Below are 20004 nucleotides of genomic sequence, written 5' to 3'. Positions count from 1 at the left end.
GTGTGTCACGTCGTAGACACAGTGTTTACGACGCGACAGGCAGTCCCGCTGCCTTCCAGGTCTGGAAGCCGCCGACCAGGTCCGTCGCGCGGTGCAGGCCCAGTTGGTGCAGGGACGCGGCAGCCAGGGTGGACGCGTAGCCCTCGTTGCAGATCACCACGACACGCAGGTCGTGATCGGTGGCTTCGGGGGCGCGGTGGCTGCCGCGGGGGTCGAGGCGCCACTCCAGTTCGTTGCGCTCGACGACCAGGGCGCCGGGGATGAGGCCGTCCCGGTCGCGCAGGGTCGCGTAGCGGATGTCGACCAGGAGTGCTTCGCCGTCGCGGGCCGCCTCGTACGCGGCCTGCGGCTCGATCCGCTCGTAGCGCTCGCGTACCCGCTCCAGCAACTCGTCTATGCCAAGGGGCTGTTCGCGTACGGCACTCACTGCCAGTCCGCCGGGCGCTCGACCTGCTCCAGGCGCAGCACCGGGCCCGTACGGCTGTAGCGGCGGATCTGCGGCAGCGGCGGGTAGTAGGCGTGGACCGAGATCGCGTGCTCCTCGGTGGACTCGTTGAGCACCTCGTGGACGTGGTGGCGGCCGAAGGCGCGGCCCTTGCCGGTCGGCAGCCGGCGCTCGCGGTCCACGCCCTCCTCCAGTTCGAGGGTCTTCCAGCCGTCGCTCGGGAGCCGGGCGGCGAGCGAGTTCTCCTTGAGCTCACCGGCGGCGGTGAGGAAGGCGCCGACCGACTCGGCGTGGTCGTGCCAGCCGGTTCCGCTGCCGGGCGGCCAGCCGATCAGCCAGGCCTCGCTGCCGCCGGGCCCTTCGAGCCGGACCCAGGTGCGGCCTTCGGGGTCGAGGGGGAGCGAGGCGATCAGCTCCGCGTCGGCGGCCGTACGCCGGACGAAGTCGAGGAGGTCGGCCTGCGTGGGCGCCTGGACGGGCGCAGGGCTGGAGACAGAAGGGGAGACAGACACGTCGTAAACCGTCCTGATGAGCGTTCGCGAAGAGCGCGCGCAGGCACGAAGCGGCGCGCGCGAGTGAGAGAGATGCGAATTCAGCAGGAGATGTGACACACACAGCCCACATAGCGGACGAGGTCCAGATGGACCTTCCGCCACAGGTGGACAGAGGTGTTGGTCACGATCCGGAGTACAGCACGGCGGTGCGTACCGGTCAACTCAGCGTCACTATGTGGACAGTTTGGACAGGGAGGCCTCAGCGCGAGCCGGCCGTGGCCTCCGTCTTAGCCGGGCCGCCCAGGGCCGCCTCGGCCGCCGCGTACAGGTCGGCCGGGCGCACCCCGCTCAGCGCGGTGACCAGGTGGCCGTCGGGCCGGACGAGCAGGACGGTGTGGGCCGCGGCGCCCGGGTAGCTCTCGGCGACCAGCAGCTCGGCCGGGTGCGGCAGCGCCGTCACCGCGGCGGCCAGACGTGGCATGACCCCGGCGGTCACCCAGTGCTTGCGCTCCCACACGCCCGTGCCCGGCGCGACCAGCACGACCAGCAGGGAACCGCGCCCGAGGCGGTCCCGCAGCCGTACGAAGGAGCCGTCCTCCGCGGTGACCAGGACATCGGCGACCGGCGCACCGGGCAGGGTGTCGACGGGGACCTCTCCCTCCAGGTGCCGGGGCGCGAGCGGCGAGTCGGCGTACGCCCCCGGCGCACCGAGTGGGCCGCGACCCAAGTGACCGTCCGTGAGCAGTGAGTCGTGGCCGCGTGCCGAGCCGGGTACGACCGCACGCAGCCCGGCGCCGCCGCGCACCAGCGGCAGCGCCTGGTCGGCGGCGCGCAGCCGGGCCGCGACGACCGCCCGCCGCTCCGCCTGATAGCTGTCGAGCAGCGCCTCGTGCGGCCCGTGGTGCCAGGCCGACGCCAGCTTCCAGGCGAGGTTGTCGGCGTCCCGCAGCCCCTCGTCCAGCCCCTGCGTCCCGAGCGCCCCCAGCAGATGCGCCGCGTCCCCGGCGAGAAACACCCGCCCCACCCGCCAACGGCGCGCCAGCCGGTGGTGCACGGTGTGCACTCCGGTGTCGAGCAGTTCGTACGGCGGTGTCGACCCGTCGGTCCAGCCTGCGAGGGTCTCCCGGATGCGGGCGAGCAGCAGCTCGGGCGTGACCAGGTCCTTGCCCGGGGGCAGCAGCCAGTCCAGGCGCCACACGCCGTCGGGGAGGGGGCGTCCGGTGACCTCCCCGGCCGAGGGTCCCGACGTCCGCCACGGCGGCGCCCGATGCAACAACGCCTCGTCGGGCCACGGAAGTTCCGTGCGCAGCGCGGCCACGGCGTGTCGCTCCACCGCCGTACGGCCGGGGAAACGGATGTCCAGGAGCTTGCGGACGGTGGAGCGCGGGCCGTCGCAGCCGACCAGGTAACTGCCGCGCCACCAGGTGCCCTTGGGGCCGCGGGTGTGCGCGGTGACGCCCGAGGACTCCTGTTCGACCGAGTCGAGGCGGTTGTCCACGGAGATCTTCACGAGCCGTTCGCCCGCGAGCGCATGACGCAGGGCGCCGGTGAGCACGTGCTGGGCGATGTGCAGCGGAGCGGGTTCGGTCCCGTCGAACGTGATCTCGCGCATCACCTGCTTGCGCCGCATCGACCGCCATCCGGCCCAGTGCGATCCGAGCTCGGCGAGCGGCGCGCCGGTCAGCCGCTCCAGCAGCGCCGCGGTGTCCTCGCGCAGGACGATGGTGCGCGCCGGGCGCGGTTCGTCCTTGCCCGGGCCCTCGTCGAGGACGACGGAGGGCACCTCCTGCCGCGCCAGCGCCAGGGCGAGCGTGAGCCCCACGGGCCCCGCTCCGACGATGATCACCGGGTCCACGGTGCGGCGCCTCCTGCCCATGACGGTGTCCTCAGGGACGCATGTGAACAGGAAGTTGGAGCAGGGTGCACGATCACAGAACGTATGCAACCCATTGCCGGTGCTTGCGTCAAGTGACGGAGGCAGTGGCGATCATGCCACTGCCTCCGTGTCGTTCACGCCAATTGACCGATCATCAGATCGTGCCGCCGGCGCCGGTTCCGAAACTGCCCCCCACCTGCGCGGGGTTGAGCCCGGTGGCGTCTTCGAGGGCGACGGTCGCGCCCGTGCTCTTCTTGCTGCGCCGCAGCCTGCGCTCCAGCCAGCTCGCGAAGGTGGTGAGAACGAGGTTCAGGAGGATGTAGATGATCCCGACGACGATGAAGCTCGCCACCACATTGGCGTAGTTGGCCGCGAGGGTGCTGCGCGAGTTGAGCAGCTCGGTGAGGCCCAGCATCACGCCGCCCAGAGCGGTGTCCTTCACGATCACCACGAGCTGGCTGACGATCGCCGGCAGCATGACGGTGACGGACTGCGGGAGCAGGATGCTCGTCATCGTCTGGCCCTTGCGCAGCCCGACCGCGTACGCGGCCTCCGTCTGCCCCTTGGGGAGGGACAGGATGCCCGCCCGTACGATCTCGGCGAGCACCGAGGCGTTGTAGAGCACCAGGCCGGTGACGACGGCGTACAGGGGCCGTTCCTCGCTGCCGATGCTCGTGGAGCGGACATAGAACTCGTTCGCGAACAGCATCATCAGCAGGACCGGGATCGACCGGAAGAACTCGACCACCACGCCGGCCGGGATGCGCACCCACCGATGGTCGGACATCCGGGCGATGCCGAACAGCGCGCCCAGAGGGAGGGCGATCAGCATGGAGAGCGCGGCGGCCTTCAGGGTGGTGCCCAGGCCGGGCAGCAGATACGTCGTCCAGGCGTCCGACGTGGTGAACGGCTGCCACAGGGCCCACTTCAGCTGGCCCTTGTCGTGCATCGTCTGCCAGATCCACCACAAGAAGAGGGCGAGCAGGACGAAGAACACGACCGAGAAGATCACGTTGCGCCGCTTGGCGCGGGGGCCGGGCGCGTCGTAGAGGACGGAGGTCATCGCTTCACCGCCAGTCGCTTGCCCAGCCAGCCGAGGAGGAGGCCGGTGGGCAGGGTCAGTACCACGAAGCCGAATGCGAAGACCGCGCCGATGGCGATCGTCTGGGCCTCGTTCTCGATCATCGTCTTCATCAGGGCGGCCGCCTCGGCGACACCGATCGCGGCGGCCACGGTGGTGTTCTTGGTCAGCGCGATCAGTACGTTGGCCAGCGGTGTGATGACCGCGCGGAACGCCTGCGGAAGGATGATGATCCGCAGCACCTGACTGAAGCTCAGCCCGATGGCGCGGGCCGCCTCCGCCTGTCCGACGGGCACCGTGTTGATGCCGGAGCGCACCGCCTCACAGACGAAGGCCGCGTGGTACGCCACGAATCCGAGCAGTGCCAGCCGGAAACCCTGCACCTTGAAGTCGTCGGACGCGCCCATGGTGACGCCGAAGATGTCGGCGAGACCGAGCGAGGAGAAGACGATGATGACCGTCAGGGGGATGTTCCGGACGGTGTTGACATAGAAGGTCGCGAAACCACGCATCAGTGGGACCGGGCTGACCCGCATCCCGGCCAGCAGCGTGCCCCAGACCAGGGAGCCGAGGGCGGAGAGGGCGGTCAGTTTCACCGTCATCCAGAACGCCCCGAGGACGTCATAACCTTGAAGAAAGTCGAACACGATCTCCCGCGCTTCCGGGTATGGGGCCTGCCTTACCGGTGTTTTCTCGGGTTACTTGACGATGGTGCCGATCTTCGGGGCGGCCTCGTTCTTGTAGTCGGCCGGGCCGAGGTTCTTGGTGACCGCCGTCTGCCAGGCGCCGCTGCTGACCATCTTCTCCAGCGCGGTGTTGATCTTGGTGACGGTCGCGGAGTCGCCCTTCTTGACGCCGATGCCGTAGTTCTCGTTGCTGAGCTTGAGGCCGGCGAGCTTGAACTGGCCCTTGTACTTGTCCTGCGCGGCGAAGCCCGCGAGGATCGAGTCGTCGGTGGTCACCGCGTCCACGGCACCGCTCTGCAGGCCGGCGATGCACTCCGAATAGCCGCTGTACTCACGGAGGTTGGCCTTCGGGGCGATCGACTTCTGGATGTTCTGCGCCGAGGTGGAGCCGGTCACGGAACACAGCTTCTTGCCGTTGAGGTCCGTGCCCTTGGAGATCGTGGAGTCCTTCTTGAGAAGGAGGTCCTGGTGGGCCAGCAGGTAGGGGCCGGCGAAGTCGACCTTCTGCTTGCGCTCGTCGGTGATCGAGTACGTGGCCGCGATGAACTTGACGTCGCCGCGCGCCAGCGCGTTCTCACGGTCGGCGCTCTTGGTCTCGACCCACTCGATCTGGCTGGGCTTGTAGCCGAGCTGCCCGGCCACATAGGTCGCCACGTCCACGTCGAAGCCGGCGTACGTCCCGTCCGGCTGCTTCAGGCCGAGGCCCGGCTGGTCGAACTTGATGCCGACCTTGATCTTGCCGCCGCCGCTGGAGCCCGAACCGGAGTCGTTGCTGTCGCTGCTCCCGCAGGCCGTCGCGGCGAGCGAGAGGACGAGCGCGGTGGTCGCGAAGACAGTGACCTTGCGGAGCTTCATGAGGAACATCCTTTGGCTGGTGAGGAGATGAGGGCCCGTCAGGGCGCGTGACAGGGGCCCTGAGGGCGTGCGGGGCCCCCAGCGGCAGTCGGCGGCCGCCCGTCGTCGGCGGGCCGCCAGTGGCTGGCTGTAGCGGTGTGTCAGCGTGCGTGGCTGATCGTCAGTGGTCGTCGGCGCTGATCGTCAGTGGTGCAGGATCTTCGACAGGAAGTCCTTGGCCCGGTCGCTGCGCGGGTTGCTGAAGAACTGGTCCGGCACGGCCTCTTCGACGATGCGGCCGTCGGCCATGAACACCACTCGGTTGGCGGCCGAACGGGCGAAGCCCATCTCGTGGGTGACGACGATCATCGTCATCCCGTCGCGGGCCAGCTGCTGCATGACCTCCAGGACCTCGTTGATCATCTCCGGGTCGAGGGCCGAGGTCGGCTCGTCGAAGAGCATCACCTTGGGGTCCATGGCCAGCGCCCGCGCGATGGCGACGCGCTGTTGCTGGCCGCCGGACAACTGGGCCGGGTACTTGTCCGCCTGGGTGGCCACGCCGACCCGGTCGAGCAGGGCGCGGGCCTTCTCCTCGGCCTGCTTCTTGTCGGCCTTGCGGACCTTGACCTGGCCCAGCATCACGTTCTCCAGCACGGTCTTGTGCGCGAAGAGGTTGAAGGACTGGAAGACCATCCCGACGTCGGCGCGCAGCCGGGCCAGCTCCTTGCCCTCCTGGGGCAGCGGCTTGCCGTCGATCTCGATCGTGCCGGAGTCGGTCGTCTCCAGCCGGTTGATGGTGCGGCACAGGGTGGACTTTCCGGATCCGGAAGGTCCGATCACCACGACGACCTCGCCGCGGGCGATCGTCAGGTCGATGTCCTGGAGTACGTGCAACGCGCCGAAGTGCTTGTTGACGCTCTTCAGGACGACCAGTTCGCCGGTCGCGACCACGTCTTCCTTGGCCACCGATACTTTGGTCATCGCTTGCTGGCTCCGTCCTCCTCGGTTGCGGAGGACAGTAGTGAGGCCCTACGACCAGCGTCATCACATCTGAGCGAGATCTGAGCATCACGATCGGATAGCAATCGGACACGTGTCGTAGCACTTGTCGCGGGACGCGTACCGGGTGGGGCGCGTACCGGGTGGGTAACGGAAGCCGGACGCAACCGGAACCCGCTTGACGGCGTCTTCGTCCATCAGCGTGACTGCCTGGGTGCACGCGCGCGTGAGACGTGCTTTCGTACAGCCCGAGACCATACGAACGATGAACCGGAGGGGGCCGGGATGAGACTGCTCCTCGTCGAGGACGACAACCATGTCGCCGCCGCTCTGTCCGCGGTTCTGGCGCGGCACGGCTTCGACGTCACCCATGCCCGCAGCGGCGAGGAGGCCCTCCAGGCACTCGTCCCCGAGAGCGACGGCTTCGGTGTCGTCCTCCTCGACCTCGGCCTGCCCGACCAGGACGGCTACGAGGTCTGCGGCAAGATCCGCAAACGCACCAGCACTCCGGTGATCATGGTCACCGCCCGCTCCGACGTACGCTCCCGCATCCACGGCCTCAACCTCGGAGCCGACGACTACGTGGTGAAGCCGTACGACACCGGGGAGCTTCTGGCCCGCATCCACGCCGTCAGCCGGCGCAGCGTGCACGAGGACGCGAGCGGCGACGGCGACACCGCGCTGCTGCTCGGCCCGGTGCGCATCGAACTGCCCACCCGCCAGGTCAGCGTGGACGGTTCGGTCGTCCAACTGACCCGCAAGGAGTTCGACCTGCTGGCGCTGCTGGCGCAGCGCCCGGGGGTGGTCTTCCGGCGGGAGCAGATCATCAGCGAGGTGTGGCGCACCAGTTGGGAGGGCACGGGACGCACCCTTGAGGTGCATGTCGCGTCCCTGCGCGCCAAGCTGCGGATGCCCGCGCTGATCGAGACCGTACGAGGCGTCGGCTACCGGCTCGTCGCCCCGGCCGCGTAGCGGGCACGGGTGCGTACACGTCTCCTCCCGCTGCTCATCGTCCTGATGGCGGCCGTCCTGCTCGCGCTGGGCGTCCCGCTCGCCATCAGCGTCGCCAGGGCGCAGCAGCAGAAGGTGATCGTCGACCGTATCGACGACACCGCGCGGTTCGCGGCACTCGCCCAGTTCGTCACTGACGCGCCCACAGGGTCGCGCCCCGCCACCACGGTCCCGGACGAGCGCCAGCAGACCCTGGACCGTGAACTCGCCAGCTACTACGAGGTCTACGGCATCCGCGCGGGCGTCTTCTACCGCACCGACACCTCCATGGCGAACGCGCCGGACGACTTCCTGCTGCCCAGGACCGGTGAGGTGCGCGACGCGTTCGACGAGGCGCTCCTCAGCCGCCGCAGCCACGACCCGGAGCAGGTCTGGCCCTGGCAGCGTCACCGCCTGGTGGTCGCCTCCCCGGTCATCCGTGACGGCGACGTCATCGCGGTCGTGGTCACCGACTCGCCCACCGGTCCGATGCGTTCACGGACCCTGCGCGGCTGGCTGACGATCGGCGCCGGTGAGATCGGCGCGATGCTGCTGGCCGTCGGCGCGGCCCTACGGCTGACCGGCTGGGTCCTGCGGCCCGTACGGATCCTCGACGCCACCACCCACGACATCGCCACCGGACGCCTCAAGTCCCGCGTCGCACCCGCCGGCGGACCGCCGGAACTTCAGCGCCTGGCCCGCTCGTTCAACGAGATGGCGGACAACGTCGAGGACGTGCTGGAGCAGCAGCGCGCCTTCGTCGCCGACGCCTCGCACCAGTTGCGCAACCCGCTCTCGGCGCTGCTGCTGCGCATCGAACTGCTCGCGCTCGAACTGCCGGAGGACAATGACGAGATCGCCTCGGTCCGCACCGAGGGCAAGCGTCTGACCCAGGTCCTGGACGACCTGCTCGACCTGGCACTGGCCGAACACGCCGACGCGGACCTCAGGATCACCGACATCGGCGCGCTCACCGCCGAGCGCGTCGCGGCCTGGTCACCGACCGCCGAGGCCAAGGGCGTGCGCCTGGTGGGCAGTTGCCCGCCCACCACGGCCTGGGCCGACCCGGTCACGCTGTCCAGCGCCCTGGACGCGGTGATCGACAACGCGGTGAAGTTCACGCCCGAGGACGAGTCCGTCGAGGTGACGGTCGCGTCGAACGGCGACACCACGACCGTCGTCGTCACGGACCGCGGCCCGGGCCTCACCGAGGAGGAACTCGCCCGCGTCGGCGACCGCTTCTGGCGCAGCGGCCGCCACCAGAACATCAACGGCTCCGGCCTCGGCCTGTCCATCTCCCAGGTCCTGCTGGCCGCGGGCGGCGGTTCCCTCACGTACGACCACCACGAGCCGCACGGGCTGCGCGTGACCGTGTCGGTACCCAGGAGCGCGCCGACGGCCTGAGGGGGCGTCAACGGCCCGCACGGGCCCACGGGTTGAGCGCTCCTACGGCTTCACGGAGCGGTAGTAGCGCCGGGCGCCCTCGTGCAGGACCAGGGGGTCGGTGTAGATCGCCGTACGCAGGTCCACGAGCTGCGCGGAGTGCACGTGCGCGCCGATGCCGTCCCGGCTCTTGATCACGGTCTTGGTGATCCACTCGGTGAGCCTGGGGCTGAGGTCCTTGCGGGTCATCAGCAGGTTGGACACGGCGATCGTCGGCACGGTGAACCCGCGCTGGATGCTGGGGTAGGCCGACTCCGGCATGTTGGTGGCGCGGTAGTAGCGGGTGGCGTCGCCCTGCTCGTGCATCTTCGCGACGAGGGAGGCCTCGATCGGCACGAACTTGAACGAGTAGTGGGCGGCGAGATCCTTCAGGCCGTCCGTCGGCAGCCCGCCGGACCAGAAGAAGGCGTCGATCTTGCCCCGCTTGAGCAGGTCCGGTCCGGTGTCGATGCCGGCCGCCACCGGCGTGATCTCCTTCTTCGGGTCGATACCGGCCGCCGTGAGCACCCGGTTCGCGATGAGCCGCACACCCGAGCGGGCCGCCCCTATGGCCACCCGCTTGCCGCGCAGGTCGGCGACCGAGTCGATGCCCGAGTCACGCGGCACGATGAGCTGGACGTAGTCGTCGTACAACCGCGCGACCCCGCGCAGCCCGGTGGCACCGGGCTTGCCGTCCAGTCGGTACGTCTCCACCGCGTCGGCCGCGGCGATGGTGAAGTCGGCGTGGCCAGTCGCCACGCGCGCGACGTTCTCCTGCGACCCGGCGCTGTTCACCAGCTTCACCTTGAGACCAGGCATGTCCTTGTCGAGCTCCGTGCGCAGCAGCTTGCCGTACTCCTGGTAGACCCCGAGGCGTGTCCCGGTGCTGAAGGTGATCGTCCCGGTCGGCGGTTCGTCGCCCAGGGGCAGCAGCCACCACAGCAGCAGCCCGAACGCGACGAAGCCGGCCGCCGCGCCCTGCAGGGCCCGGCGCCTGCTGATACGGGAGAACACCTTGAGCATGCGCGCGATCCTGCCAGCCCCTACGCGGTACTGACCAGGGTCCGGCTCGCGGGCAGGGGTGTCAGTGGCGGCCGTTAGGGTCGGGGCATGAGTTCTTCGCCCGCCGACCTGGTCCGCGAATTCCACCTGACCTTCGGTCTCGACGCCCGTACGACACCCACTGAGGTCGCCCCCGACCTGGCCGCCCACCGAGGCGAACTGCTCGCCGAAGAGGCCGCGGAGGTCGCCGAGGTCTCGGTGATCGGCCCCCTCGACCGGCTGGCGCACGAGCTGGCCGACGTCGTCTACGTCGCGTACGGCACGGCCCTCGTCCACGGGATCGACCTCGACGCGGTGATCGCCGAGGTTCACCGCTCGAACATGACCAAGATCGGCCCGGACGGCCAGATTGCCCGCCGAACCGACGGCAAGGTGCTCAAGGGGGAGCACTACGAGGTGCCGGACGTGTCCGGGGTGCTGCGCGAGCAGGGGTGGCGCGCGGGCGACGAGTGACATGAGCCACGGCGTTTTCGGCCGCAGAAAGAGCCACTCCCGGCACCGCCTACCCTTGTCACATGAGCAGCGGTGACCGGAGCGGGGCAGTGGACGTCAAAACGTACGAAGTGCGCACTTATGGGTGCCAGATGAACGTTCACGATTCCGAGCGGCTCTCCGGTCTCCTGGAAGGTGCCGGTTATGTGCGCGCGCCCGAGGGTTCGGACGGGGACGCGGACGTCGTCGTCTTCAACACCTGCGCCGTCCGCGAGAACGCCGACAACCGGCTCTACGGCAACCTCGGCCGGCTCGCCCCGATGAAGACCAAGCGTCCCGGGATGCAGATCGCCGTCGGTGGCTGCCTCGCGCAGAAGGACCGCGACACCATCGTGAAGAAGGCGCCCTGGGTGGACGTCGTCTTCGGCACGCACAACATCGGCAAGCTGCCGGTCCTGCTGGAACGCGCACGCGTGCAGGAAGAGGCGCAGGTCGAGATCGCGGAGTCCCTGGAGGCCTTCCCCTCGACGCTGCCGACCCGGCGCGAGAGCGCCTACGCGGCCTGGGTGTCGATCTCCGTCGGCTGCAACAACACGTGCACCTTCTGCATCGTCCCGGCGCTGCGCGGCAAGGAGAAGGACCGCCGCACCGGCGACATCCTCGCCGAGATCGAGGCTCTGGTCGGCGAGGGCGTCTCCGAGATCACGCTGCTCGGCCAGAACGTCAACGCGTACGGCTCCGACATCGGCGACCGCGAGGCCTTCAGCAAGCTGCTGCGGGCCTGCGGGACCATCGAGGGCCTGGAGCGGGTCCGGTTCACCTCCCCGCACCCGCGAGACTTCACCGACGACGTCATCGCCGCGATGGCCGAGACGCCGAACGTGATGCCGCAGCTGCACATGCCGATGCAGTCCGGCTCCGACCCGATCCTGAAGGCGATGCGCCGGTCCTACCGCCAGGAGCGCTACCTGGGGATCATCGACAAGGTCCGCGCGGCCATCCCGCACGCCGCCATCACCACCGACATCATCGTGGGCTTCCCCGGCGAGACCGAGGAGGACTTCGAGCAGACGATGCACGCGGTCCGGGAGGCCCGCTTCGCGCAAGCGTTTACGTTCCAGTACTCCAAGCGACCCGGCACCCCGGCCGCGACCATGGAGAACCAGATCCCCAAGGAGGTCGTCCAGGAGCGCTACATGCGTCTCGTCGCCCTCCAGGAGGAGATCTCCTGGGACGAGAACAAGAAGCAGGTCGGCCGCACCCTGGAGCTGATGGTCGCCGAGGGCGAGGGCCGCAAGGACGGCGCCACCCACCGCCTCTCCGGGCGCGCCCCCGACAACCGCCTCGTCCACTTCACCAAGCCGGACCAGGACGTCCGCCCCGGGGACGTGGTGACGGTCGAGGTCACCTACGCCGCCCCGCACCACCTCCTCGCCGAGGGCCCCACCCTGAACGTGCGTCCCACGCGCGCGGGTGACGCCTGGGAGAAGCGGAACGCGGCCGAGGCCGCCAAGCCGGCCGGTGTGATGCTGGGCCTGCCGAAGATCGGCGCGCCCGCGCCGCAGCCGGTCGCCACGGGGAGCGGCTGTGGCTGCGACTGAGGCGCTGCGATCTGCTGAGTGACGTCGAGTCCACCGTGTGGCCATGTGGTCGCGTGGCCATGTGGATTGTCGGCGGACTTGTCGGTGTGCCTTGTTAGTGTTCCGGCCATGCTCGTAGCCGCTGCCGTCTGCCCCTGTCCGCCGCTCCTCGTCCCCGATGTCGCCGTCGGCGCCGCGTCCGAGCTGGCCGCCGCGCGTGCCGCGTGCACCGATGCACTGGGGGTGCTCGCTGCCGCCCGGCCCGACCGGCTGGTGGTCGTCGGACCCGCCGAACAGAGCGGGCGCGGGCCGCATCCCGAGGGCACCCGGGGTTCGTTCCGCGGCTTCGGAGTGGATCTCGACGTACGGCTCGGCCGGGACAGGGCCGCGGCGTCGGAGCGTGAACTTCCGCCCTCCCTCGCCGTCGCCGCATGGCTGCTGGAGCGGACCGGGTGGTCCGACGCCCCGATCGAGGGACTCGGTGTGGGGGAACCTCTCGCGGCTGAGCGGTGTATTGAAGTCGGGAGGGACATCGTCGCGCAGGCCGAGCGGGTCGCGCTGCTGGTGATGGGCGACGCCAGCGCGTGCCGGACGCTCAAGGCGCCGGGCTATCTCGACGAGCGGGCGGCACCCTTCGACGCGGAGGTCGCGCGTGCGCTGGGGGCGGCGGACGTGCCGGCCCTCAAGGCGCTGGACGCCGAGCTGGCGTACGAACTGAAGGCCTCCGGCCGCGCCCCCTGGCAGGTGCTCGCGGGCGCGGCGGAGGGCACGGACCTCGGCGGCGCGCTGCTGTACGAGGACGCGCCGTACGGGGTCGGGTACGTGGTCGCGACCTGGTCGTAGGCGTCGTCCTCCCGGTTCCCGTCCGGCTTTGGAGCTCCGGGGCCCGGCCGCCGACAACGGTCCGGTTGCCCCAGCGGCTCGCCATCCGAGGGGCTCGCGGCGCGGGAGCCCTCCCGTACCCGCGAACCCCTCGGATTCTGTTTCTGCCGCCGCGCTAGAAGGCCGCTGTCCGGTCTTCGCTGCGCGGGTCGGTCACCTGGTGCTCGGTGTAGACGCCCGCGCGCGCCTCACGACGCCAAGGACGCCCGTAGGTCACCGATTCGGCGGCGGCCTCGGAACTGTCGTCGAGGTTCACGACCGCCACCGACGGCGAGTCGTCCGCGGGGCACCGCTCAAGCCAGTCGCCGTTGGGGGCGATGATTCCGGACGGTGCCTTGGCGCTGTGCTGTGTGGGCACCGACAAGCTGACCCAGTAGCTGTTGACCGCGGCGTGACCCTGCGCTTGGGCGGTGGTGTTGCCCGAGGTGCCGCTTGTGGAGAACAGGACGCAGTCGACGTCCAGCTCCTCGTATTCGGCGAACAACTCCGGGTAGTGGACCTCCATGCCGAGCAGGCAGCCGAAGCGGACACCGTCGACGTCGAAGGTCACCGGTGAGACGCCCGGCGAGTACATGTACGAGACCTTCGTCTTCGACAGCAGACGCTCGTCGTAGCGTGTGACGACCTCGCCGCGATCGGAGATGACGTAGAGGCTGTTGTGCGGGCGGTTCGGCTCGGTCAGGCGGTGCACCGAGGCGATCACCGTCCACAGCCGCAGCTCGCGGGCCAACTCGGTGATGGCGGCCAACTCCGAACGGAGCACCGGCCATTGGCATCGATCCCAGTCCGCCGGGCCGACCGCGTCCGGGCCGTCGACGGACATGACGAGCTTGTGCGGGAAGCAGATCGCGCCTTCCGGGAAGTGCACGATCCGCGCGCCCCGGTCACTGGCCTCACGCATCAGAGCTCGGACCTGACGGCCGCTCTCGCGCAGCGCGTCGACGTCTCGGGGGTCTTCGCGTACGGGGGTCTGCGCTACGGCGATCCGCACGCTCTTGGGGTTCCTGGCTTCCGACATGACGTCTCCTGATGGAGTCGGGCGGAAGTGCCGGAGGGCAGACGTGTAGGACTCGCCGGTCTTGGCGGCGCGTGCGCGCACCTGGCGCTTGAAGTTCCTGCGGGCTGTCATCGCGGCCTTCCACGCCTTGGACGACGGCTCCCCAGCAACCTCGCCCGAGGCGATCGGGCTGCGACAACGACCTGAGACGCTGGTCCCTTTGCCTCCGGGGGAGACCGTGCTGGGGACGGTCGTGGGAGGTTCGGCGTAGGCCACGCAGTCGGTCATCATGCCGTCGCCCACCGACTCCGTCAACGTCCTTCAACCTGTCCGGCGGACCGTACGAACAGCCCTCTCCCGAACTGGACGCGCTCCTCCGGGCCTCCCTTCGACGAAACGGCGGACGGCCGGGAGCCAAGTGCTCCGCGGCCGTCCGCCGATCGATGTGCAGGTGCCGTTCAGGTGGCAGGCGGGGGTGAGTCCGGCGGTGTGGTGCCGCCGCCCTCCGTCCCGGTGCTTCCCGTGTCGTCCTTGTGCGCGAGGCGGTCCATGGCGTCCTTGGCCTTGCCCGTGCCTGACTGGATCTTGTCGCTGTACTTGCCCTTGGTCTTCTCGTCGACCATTTTCGCGGCCTTGTCCAGGCCGTTCTCGATCTTGCCTCCGTGCTGCTGCGCGAGGCCCGAGACCTTGTCCTTCGCCGGGGCGAGTCTGGCCTTCAAACTGTCCATCAGACCCATGGTTCACCTTCCATGCGGGGCGGTTACGTGCGGGCGCTTTCACCGGCCTCGTTGTCGGCGGCCTCTTCGGCGGACTGCTGCTTGGGGATCTCGACGCCGTCGACGCCGTCCGCGGCCCCGACGGCCTCCGTCGCCGTCGTCTCCGCCGCTTCCTGGACCCCCGCCTCGGTCTCCGACACCTCGTCCGCCGCTTCGGCCGTCAGGGCCTCGGCCGTCTGCGCGTCGGCCTGCGCTTCGGCGGTCGACGCCTCCTCCGTAGCCTTCGACCTCCGAAGAAGCCGGTCAAAAACGCCCATATCCACTCCATACGTTACTCGTGCGGGCGAAATCCCGCGTAGCCCGGTGCGTCCGTTTGCGTCGCCCGGGTCACCGCCTCCGGAAACCGGCGGCGGGACATCTCGCAACGGGCAACGACCCCGCGCGCGTGCTGTCACGTAACTCGTTCGAGGGGAGGGTCCGACGTTTGCGAGACTGGGAACGTGAGCAGCGCACCCCCCACCCCCCGAGTCATCGCCGTCGTCGGACCGACCGCGGCCGGAAAGTCCGATCTGGGCGTCTTCCTGGCCCAGCGCCTAGGTGGCGAGGTCGTCAACGCCGACTCCATGCAGCTCTACCGAGGGATGGACATCGGCACCGCCAAGCTGACGCCCGAGGAGCGGGGCGGCATCCCGCACCACCTCCTGGACATCTGGGACGTGACGGTCACGGCGTCCGTCGCCGAGTACCAGCGGCTCGCCCGCGAGCGCATCGACGCCCTGCTCGCCGAGGGCCGCTGGCCGATCCTGGTCGGCGGCTCCGGGCTGTACGTGCGCGGGGCGGTCGACAACCTGGAATTCCCCGGCACCGACCCCGAGGTCCGGGCCCGCCTGGAGGAGGAGCTCGCCCTGCGTGGCTCCGGCGCCCTGCACGCCCGCCTGGCCGCCGCCGACCCCGAGGCCGCGCACGCGATCCTGCCCAGCAACGGCCGCCGTATCGTCCGGGCCCTGGAGGTCATCGAGATCACCGGCAAGCCCTTCACCGCCAACCTCCCCGGCCACGACTCGGTCTACGACACCGTCCAGATCGGCGTCGACGTGGCACGCCCCGAACTCGACGAGCGCATCGCGCGCCGGGTCGACCGGATGTGGGACGCGGGGCTCGTGGACGAGGTGCGGGCGCTGGAGGCGCGCGGCCTGCGCGAGGGGGTCACGGCGTCCCGTGCGCTCGGCTATCAGCAGGTGCTCGCGGCGCTCGCGGGGGAGTGCACGGAAGAGGAGGCGCGCACGGAGACCGTGCGTGCCACCAAGCGCTTCGCGCGCCGCCAGGATTCGTGGTTCAGACGCGATCCCCGGGTGCACTGGTTGAGTGGGGCTGCGGCGGATCTCACAGAACTTCCGCACCTGGCACTGGCGTTGGTCGAACGACCGGTCACAGCCTGATCACGTCATGGCATCGGGACGCTCCGGCCGCCGTTCCGGCCTCCGGGGGCGTGCCATCATCGAGCTTCGATCGACCAAGTGGAGTCCGAGTTGGGAGGGCGCGTGGCGATGGAGGCCGGCCCTCGCGACACCGCAGAAGGCATCGAGCAGGTCACCGCGGACCGTGGTGAACCGGAAGAGGGCGACGGCCGGCTGAGCCCGGACGGCCCGGACGAGATCCAAGGCGGCGTGACCGCCGACGGTCCCGGACCCGACGAGATGTTCGCCGGACCCGAGGTCGAGGTCGAACTCCGCCCGCAGCGCCGTCTGCGGATCTGGCAGCTCGCCCCCATCGTGGCCCTGGCCGCGGTCGGCTCCCTGATGTTCGCCTTCCCGCTCGCCTTCGACTTCGGCGACAGCGGGGCCGTGGTCGCCATGCTCGGCCTGCTCATCTGCTCCTGCGCGGCCGGCTGGGGCACGACGGCCGCCCGCCGGGTCGGCTACACCTGGCCCGGCTTCCCGCAGCGCGGCTCCGGTCGCCGCCCGGACTGGCGGGTCGTCATCACGTACGCCCTGGTGGTGGGCGTGGTCGCGGTCCTCGCCGTGTACCGCGTGGCCAGGCTCCGCTAGGCGTCGACGCGGTCACTGTGATCGTCGGGATGTCATAGCCACCCCGTACGATCGAGGAATGAGCACGCGGATCGCCTTCCTCAAGGGGCACGGCACCGAGAACGACTTCGTGATCGTCCCGGACCCCGAGAACGCCATCGACCTGTCCCCGGCCGCCGTGGCCGCCCTGTGCGACCGCCGCGCGGGCATCGGCGGTGACGGACTGCTGCATGTGGTGCGGTCCGCCGCACACCCCGAGGCGCGGGACATGGCGGCCGAGGCGGAGTGGTTCATGGACTACCGCAACGGCGACGGGTCGATCGCGGAGATGTGCGGAAACGGCACCCGTGTGTTCGCCCGCTATCTCCAGCGCGCCGGATATGTGGCCGAAGGTGACTTCGCGATCGCCACGCGCGGGGGTGTGAAGGCCATGCACATCGCCAAGGACGGTGACGTCACCACCGGCATGGGCAGGGCCCGCCTCCCCGAAGGGGACGTCACGGTGAGCATCGGCGGGCGCAGCTGGCCCGCACGGAACGTGAACATGGGCAACCCGCACGCGGTCGCCTTCGTCGACGACCTCGCGCACGCGGGAGGCCTGCACTCCCCGCCGCCCTTCAGCCCGGCCGCCGCCTACCCGGACGGTGTGAACGTGGAGTTCGTGGTCGACCGAGGCCCCGGGCACGTCGCCATGCGCGTGTACGAGCGCGGCGCCGGCGAGACCCGCTCGTGCGGCACGGGCGCGTGCGCGGTCGCCGTGGCCGCCGCCCGCAGGGACGGCGCCGACCCGGCCGTCACCGGGACGCACGTGACGTACACCGTCGATGTGCCCGGTGGAACGCTGGTGATCACCGAGCGGCCCGACGGCCAGATCGAGATGACCGGTCCCGCGGTGATCGTTGCCGAGGGCGAGATCGACGCGGAGTGGCTGGAAAACGCCATCCGCTGAACGGGTGAATCGCAGTCCTGTTCGCTCCGGACGCCCTGATCCGAAGTCTCCGGCGTCCGGCACTGCCCGAAACCACGGCTGATCTCCTATGTCGTGGCGCAAAACCGTAAACCTCCCAACCTTCGCTCGAATGGGTGATCCGTTTCACGCTCGGCGAGAGGCGGTCAGTCGCACGTGGTGGGCTCGGTAGCATCAAGCACCGGCCCGGACGGGGGATCGAAGATCCCCTGAGCCGAGTACGCCATGGGGCACCCGTCCGCCGGTCAAGCAGCCGGAGGTGCCCATGAGTGCGGAGGCCACGAACCCTGCGAGCCCAGGCCCTGTGATCAACACAGTGCCCCGCAGGAAGGCCCGCCCCCGGATCGACCTGCGCCGGCTCGGCCGGGCCGCTCTGCTCGGCCCCGCCGCCCGCGACCGGCTGCCCGACGCCATCGGCCATGTCGCCGAGGCGCATCGCGCCCACTATCCCGACGCCGATCTCGAACCGCTGCGCCGCGCCTGGGTGCTGGCCGAGTCCTCGCACCGCGGCCAGATGCGCAAGAGCGGTGAGCCGTACATCACACACCCCCTCGCGGTGACCCTGATCCTCGCCGAACTCGGCGCGGAGACCACGACGTTGACGGCCTCTCTGCTCCACGACACCGTCGAGGACACGGAAGTGACGCTCGATCAGGTCGGCGAGGAGTTCGGCGCGGAGGTGCGTTATCTCGTCGACGGCGTAACGAAGTTGGAGAAGGTCGACTACGGCGCCGCGGCCGAGCCGGAGACCTTCCGCAAGATGCTCGTCGCCACCGGCAGCGACGTCCGCGTGATGTCGATCAAACTCGCCGACCGCCTGCACAACATGCGCACCCTGGGTGTGATGCGTCCCGAGAAGCAGGCCCGCATCGCCAAGGTCACCCGGGACGTCCTCATCCCGCTCGCCGAACGACTCGGCGTCCAGGCGCTCAAGACCGAACTGGAAGACCTGGTCTTCGCGATCCTCCACCCCGAGGAGTACGACCACACACGGGAGTTGATCGTCGACAACTCCTCCCGCACGGACGACCCGCTCGCCGAGATCACCGACGAGGTACGCACCGTCCTGCGCGACGCCGACATCCAGGCCGAAGTCCTCATCCGGCCGCGGCACTTCGTCTCCGTGCACCGCGTCGCCCGCAAGCGCGGACGGCTGCGCGGCGCCGACTTCGGCCGCCTCCTGGTGCTGGTGAACGAGGACGCGGACTGTTACGGCGTCCTCGGCGAACTGCACACCTGCCTCAAGCCCGTCGTCTCGGAGTTCAAGGACTTCATCGCCGTCCCCAAGTTCAACCTGTACCAGTCGCTGCACACGGCTGTCGCCCACACGGACGGCCAGGTCGTCGAAGTCCTCATCCGCACCCACCAGATGCACAAGGTCGCCGAGGCCGGCGTCATCGCGCTCGGCAATCCCTACGCTCCTCCTTCGGAGGAGCAACAGGCCGCGAACGACGGCGAGCGCGCCGACCCCACCCGGCCCGGCTGGCTCTCCCGCCTCCTCGACTGGCAGGAGGGCGCGCCCGACCCCGACACCTTCTGGTCGACGCTCCGCGAGGACCTCGCCCAGGACCGCGAGATCACCGTGTTCCGGCCCGACGGCGGCACCCTGGGCCTGCCCGAGGGGGCGACCTGTGTGGACGCCGCGTACGCGCAGTACGGCGAGGACGCCCACGCCTGCATCGGCGCCCGCGTCAACGGCCGCCTGGCGACCCTCAGCACGGTCCTGAGGGATGGCGACACCGTCCAGCCCCTCATGGGCCAGGACCCGGCCTCCGAGCCCTCCAGGGAGTGGCTGGAGCACGCGCACACGCCCGCCGCCCGGATCGCCATCCAGCGGTGGCTGGCGGCCCATCCGGGGAGCGGCGAGGCGGAGGGCGCCGCGACGGACGAGGGAGCACAGAGCGTCCGATCGGCGCCCCCCGCCTCCGAAGAGACCCTGGACACCTCCACCGCCCGCCCCGCCACGCCCGTGGTCGACCAGCCCGGGGCGACCGTACGGCTCGCGGGCTGCTGCACTCCCGTACCGCCCGACGAGGTCACCGGATTCTCGGTGCGCGGCGGGGTCGTGACCGTCCACCGCGTGGAGTGCACCGCGGTGGCGCACATGAAGAGCGTGGGGCGCGCGGAGGTCGGTGTGCGCTGGGGCGACACCACCGAATGCCGGGTCACATTGGTAGCCGAATCGTTCGGCCGCCCTCATCTGCTGGCCGACCTCACCGAGGCCATGGCCCTGGAGGGCGCCGAGATCGTGTCGGCCACCGTCGAACCCCCGAGCCAGCAGCGCGTCCGCCACACCTACACGCTCCAACTCCCGGACGCGGCCCACCTCCCCGCCCTCATGCGGGCGATGCGCAATGTGCCGGGCGTCTACGACGTGAGCCGGGCGCAGCATCACACGACGGCCTTCTGAGACACGCGCAGGCCCACGCGCCCCGGTTCCCCGGGCCACGCCCCGGCCTGCGCGCCCCGGCGCGCCGGGAGCCCCGTAGACCCTCGGAGGACCCCGTTCGAGTG

The 20004-nt window shown here is 70.1% G+C and carries 20 protein-coding genes; 9 read left to right on the top strand and 11 right to left on the bottom strand.

The features are described from left to right. Positions 1 to 25: 25 nt before the first annotated feature. The 7 genes from AB0I69_RS44400 to AB0I69_RS44370 all read right to left on the bottom strand — a co-directional run bounded on the left by AB0I69_RS44400 (position 26) and on the right by AB0I69_RS44370 (position 6397). Complete coding sequence (locus AB0I69_RS44400) at positions 26 to 427, bottom strand: rhodanese-like domain-containing protein (protein WP_363101520.1); 402 nt, start codon at positions 425 to 427, stop codon at positions 26 to 28. Beyond that, on the bottom strand, positions 424 to 957 hold the full coding sequence (locus tag AB0I69_RS44395; RefSeq protein ID WP_363101519.1) for a cysteine dioxygenase: 534 nt from the start codon (positions 955 to 957) through the stop codon (positions 424 to 426). The genes AB0I69_RS44400 and AB0I69_RS44395 overlap by 4 nt, the downstream gene beginning before the upstream one ends. A gap of 241 nt (positions 958 to 1198) precedes the next feature. Further along, positions 1199 to 2794, bottom strand: a complete 1596-nt coding sequence (locus AB0I69_RS44390; RefSeq protein ID WP_363101548.1) for an FAD-dependent monooxygenase — start codon at positions 2792 to 2794, stop codon at positions 1199 to 1201. 175 nt (positions 2795 to 2969) lie between these two features. After that, the gene (locus AB0I69_RS44385) at positions 2970 to 3878 is read right to left on the bottom strand and encodes an amino acid ABC transporter permease (protein ID WP_363101518.1); all 909 of its coding nucleotides are present in this window, start codon (positions 3876 to 3878) and stop codon (positions 2970 to 2972) included. Continuing rightward, entirely contained in the window at positions 3875 to 4543 is a 669-nt protein-coding gene (locus AB0I69_RS44380; RefSeq protein ID WP_363101517.1) for an amino acid ABC transporter permease, read from the bottom strand. The genes AB0I69_RS44385 and AB0I69_RS44380 overlap by 4 nt, the downstream gene beginning before the upstream one ends. A 51-nt stretch (positions 4544 to 4594) precedes the next feature. Beyond that, entirely contained in the window at positions 4595 to 5437 is an 843-nt protein-coding gene (locus tag AB0I69_RS44375; RefSeq protein WP_363101516.1) for a glutamate ABC transporter substrate-binding protein, read from the bottom strand. A 183-nt stretch (positions 5438 to 5620) separates the two neighbouring features. Beyond that, positions 5621 to 6397, bottom strand: coding sequence for an amino acid ABC transporter ATP-binding protein (locus AB0I69_RS44370; protein ID WP_363101515.1), 777 nt, complete (start codon positions 6395 to 6397; stop codon positions 5621 to 5623). A gap of 303 nt (positions 6398 to 6700) precedes the next feature. On the opposite strand from AB0I69_RS44370, the gene AB0I69_RS44365 reads away from it, so the two are divergent. Both AB0I69_RS44365 and AB0I69_RS44360 read left to right on the top strand, forming a co-directional pair. Next, positions 6701 to 7387 (top strand): response regulator transcription factor, encoded by a 687-nt coding sequence (locus tag AB0I69_RS44365; RefSeq protein ID WP_363101514.1) that lies wholly within the window; start codon positions 6701 to 6703, stop codon positions 7385 to 7387. 9 nt (positions 7388 to 7396) lie between these two features. Continuing rightward, positions 7397 to 8809 carry a HAMP domain-containing sensor histidine kinase gene (locus AB0I69_RS44360; RefSeq protein ID WP_363101513.1) on the top strand — a complete coding sequence of 471 codons (1413 nt, stop codon included), beginning with the start codon at positions 7397 to 7399 and terminating at the stop codon, positions 8807 to 8809. A gap of 42 nt (positions 8810 to 8851) precedes the next feature. On the opposite strand, the gene AB0I69_RS44355 is transcribed toward AB0I69_RS44360, so the two are convergent. Next, entirely contained in the window at positions 8852 to 9850 is a 999-nt protein-coding gene (locus AB0I69_RS44355) for a TAXI family TRAP transporter solute-binding subunit (RefSeq protein WP_363101512.1), read from the bottom strand. An 87-nt stretch (positions 9851 to 9937) separates the two neighbouring features. On the opposite strand from AB0I69_RS44355, the gene AB0I69_RS44350 reads away from it, so the two are divergent. The 3 genes from AB0I69_RS44350 to AB0I69_RS44340 all read left to right on the top strand — a co-directional run bounded on the left by AB0I69_RS44350 (position 9938) and on the right by AB0I69_RS44340 (position 12744). Beyond that, positions 9938 to 10342: a hypothetical protein gene (locus AB0I69_RS44350; RefSeq protein WP_363101511.1), complete on the top strand. Its 405-nt coding sequence runs from the start codon at positions 9938 to 9940 to the stop codon at positions 10340 to 10342. A 62-nt stretch (positions 10343 to 10404) separates the two neighbouring features. Next, positions 10405 to 11922 (top strand): tRNA (N6-isopentenyl adenosine(37)-C2)-methylthiotransferase MiaB, encoded by a 1518-nt coding sequence (gene miaB / locus AB0I69_RS44345; protein ID WP_363101510.1) that lies wholly within the window; start codon positions 10405 to 10407, stop codon positions 11920 to 11922. A gap of 108 nt (positions 11923 to 12030) precedes the next feature. Then, positions 12031 to 12744 carry a class III extradiol dioxygenase subunit B-like domain-containing protein gene (locus AB0I69_RS44340; RefSeq protein ID WP_363101509.1) on the top strand — a complete coding sequence of 238 codons (714 nt, stop codon included), beginning with the start codon at positions 12031 to 12033 and terminating at the stop codon, positions 12742 to 12744. A 154-nt stretch (positions 12745 to 12898) separates the two neighbouring features. Here AB0I69_RS44340 and AB0I69_RS44335 read toward each other — a convergent pair whose 3' ends face one another. The 3 genes from AB0I69_RS44335 to AB0I69_RS44325 form a co-directional block, all read right to left on the bottom strand. Continuing rightward, positions 12899 to 13801 carry a carbon-nitrogen hydrolase family protein gene (locus tag AB0I69_RS44335; protein ID WP_363101508.1) on the bottom strand — a complete coding sequence of 301 codons (903 nt, stop codon included), beginning with the start codon at positions 13799 to 13801 and terminating at the stop codon, positions 12899 to 12901. A 437-nt stretch (positions 13802 to 14238) separates the two neighbouring features. Next, on the bottom strand, positions 14239 to 14517 hold the full coding sequence (locus AB0I69_RS44330; protein WP_363101507.1) for an antitoxin: 279 nt from the start codon (positions 14515 to 14517) through the stop codon (positions 14239 to 14241). Between the two features lie 23 nt (positions 14518 to 14540). Then, a complete protein-coding gene (locus AB0I69_RS44325) occupies positions 14541 to 14813 on the bottom strand; it encodes a hypothetical protein (protein WP_363101506.1) in 273 nt (90 codons plus the stop codon). Positions 14814 to 14996: 183 nt separating this feature from the next. On the opposite strand from AB0I69_RS44325, the gene miaA reads away from it, so the two are divergent. The 4 genes from miaA (at position 14997) to AB0I69_RS44305 (ending at position 19900) form a co-directional block, all read left to right on the top strand. Further along, on the top strand, positions 14997 to 15935 hold the full coding sequence (miaA, locus tag AB0I69_RS44320; protein ID WP_363101505.1) for a tRNA (adenosine(37)-N6)-dimethylallyltransferase MiaA: 939 nt from the start codon (positions 14997 to 14999) through the stop codon (positions 15933 to 15935). Positions 15936 to 16043: 108 nt separating this feature from the next. Next, a complete protein-coding gene (locus tag AB0I69_RS44315) occupies positions 16044 to 16544 on the top strand; it encodes a hypothetical protein (protein ID WP_363101547.1) in 501 nt (166 codons plus the stop codon). A gap of 58 nt (positions 16545 to 16602) precedes the next feature. After that, the gene (gene dapF / locus AB0I69_RS44310) at positions 16603 to 17472 is read left to right on the top strand and encodes a diaminopimelate epimerase (RefSeq protein WP_363101504.1); all 870 of its coding nucleotides are present in this window, start codon (positions 16603 to 16605) and stop codon (positions 17470 to 17472) included. 283 nt (positions 17473 to 17755) lie between these two features. Then, the gene (locus AB0I69_RS44305; RefSeq protein WP_363101503.1) at positions 17756 to 19900 is read left to right on the top strand and encodes an HD domain-containing protein; all 2145 of its coding nucleotides are present in this window, start codon (positions 17756 to 17758) and stop codon (positions 19898 to 19900) included. The last annotated feature ends 104 nt before the right edge of the window (positions 19901 to 20004 follow it).

Source organism: Streptomyces sp. NPDC050508, assembly GCF_040655155.1.
In the GTDB taxonomy this organism is placed as follows: Bacteria; Actinomycetota; Actinomycetes; order Streptomycetales; family Streptomycetaceae; genus Streptomyces.
The sequence above is the reverse complement of the archived record's forward strand: the minus strand, read 5'-3'. Positions and strand labels throughout refer to the sequence as shown.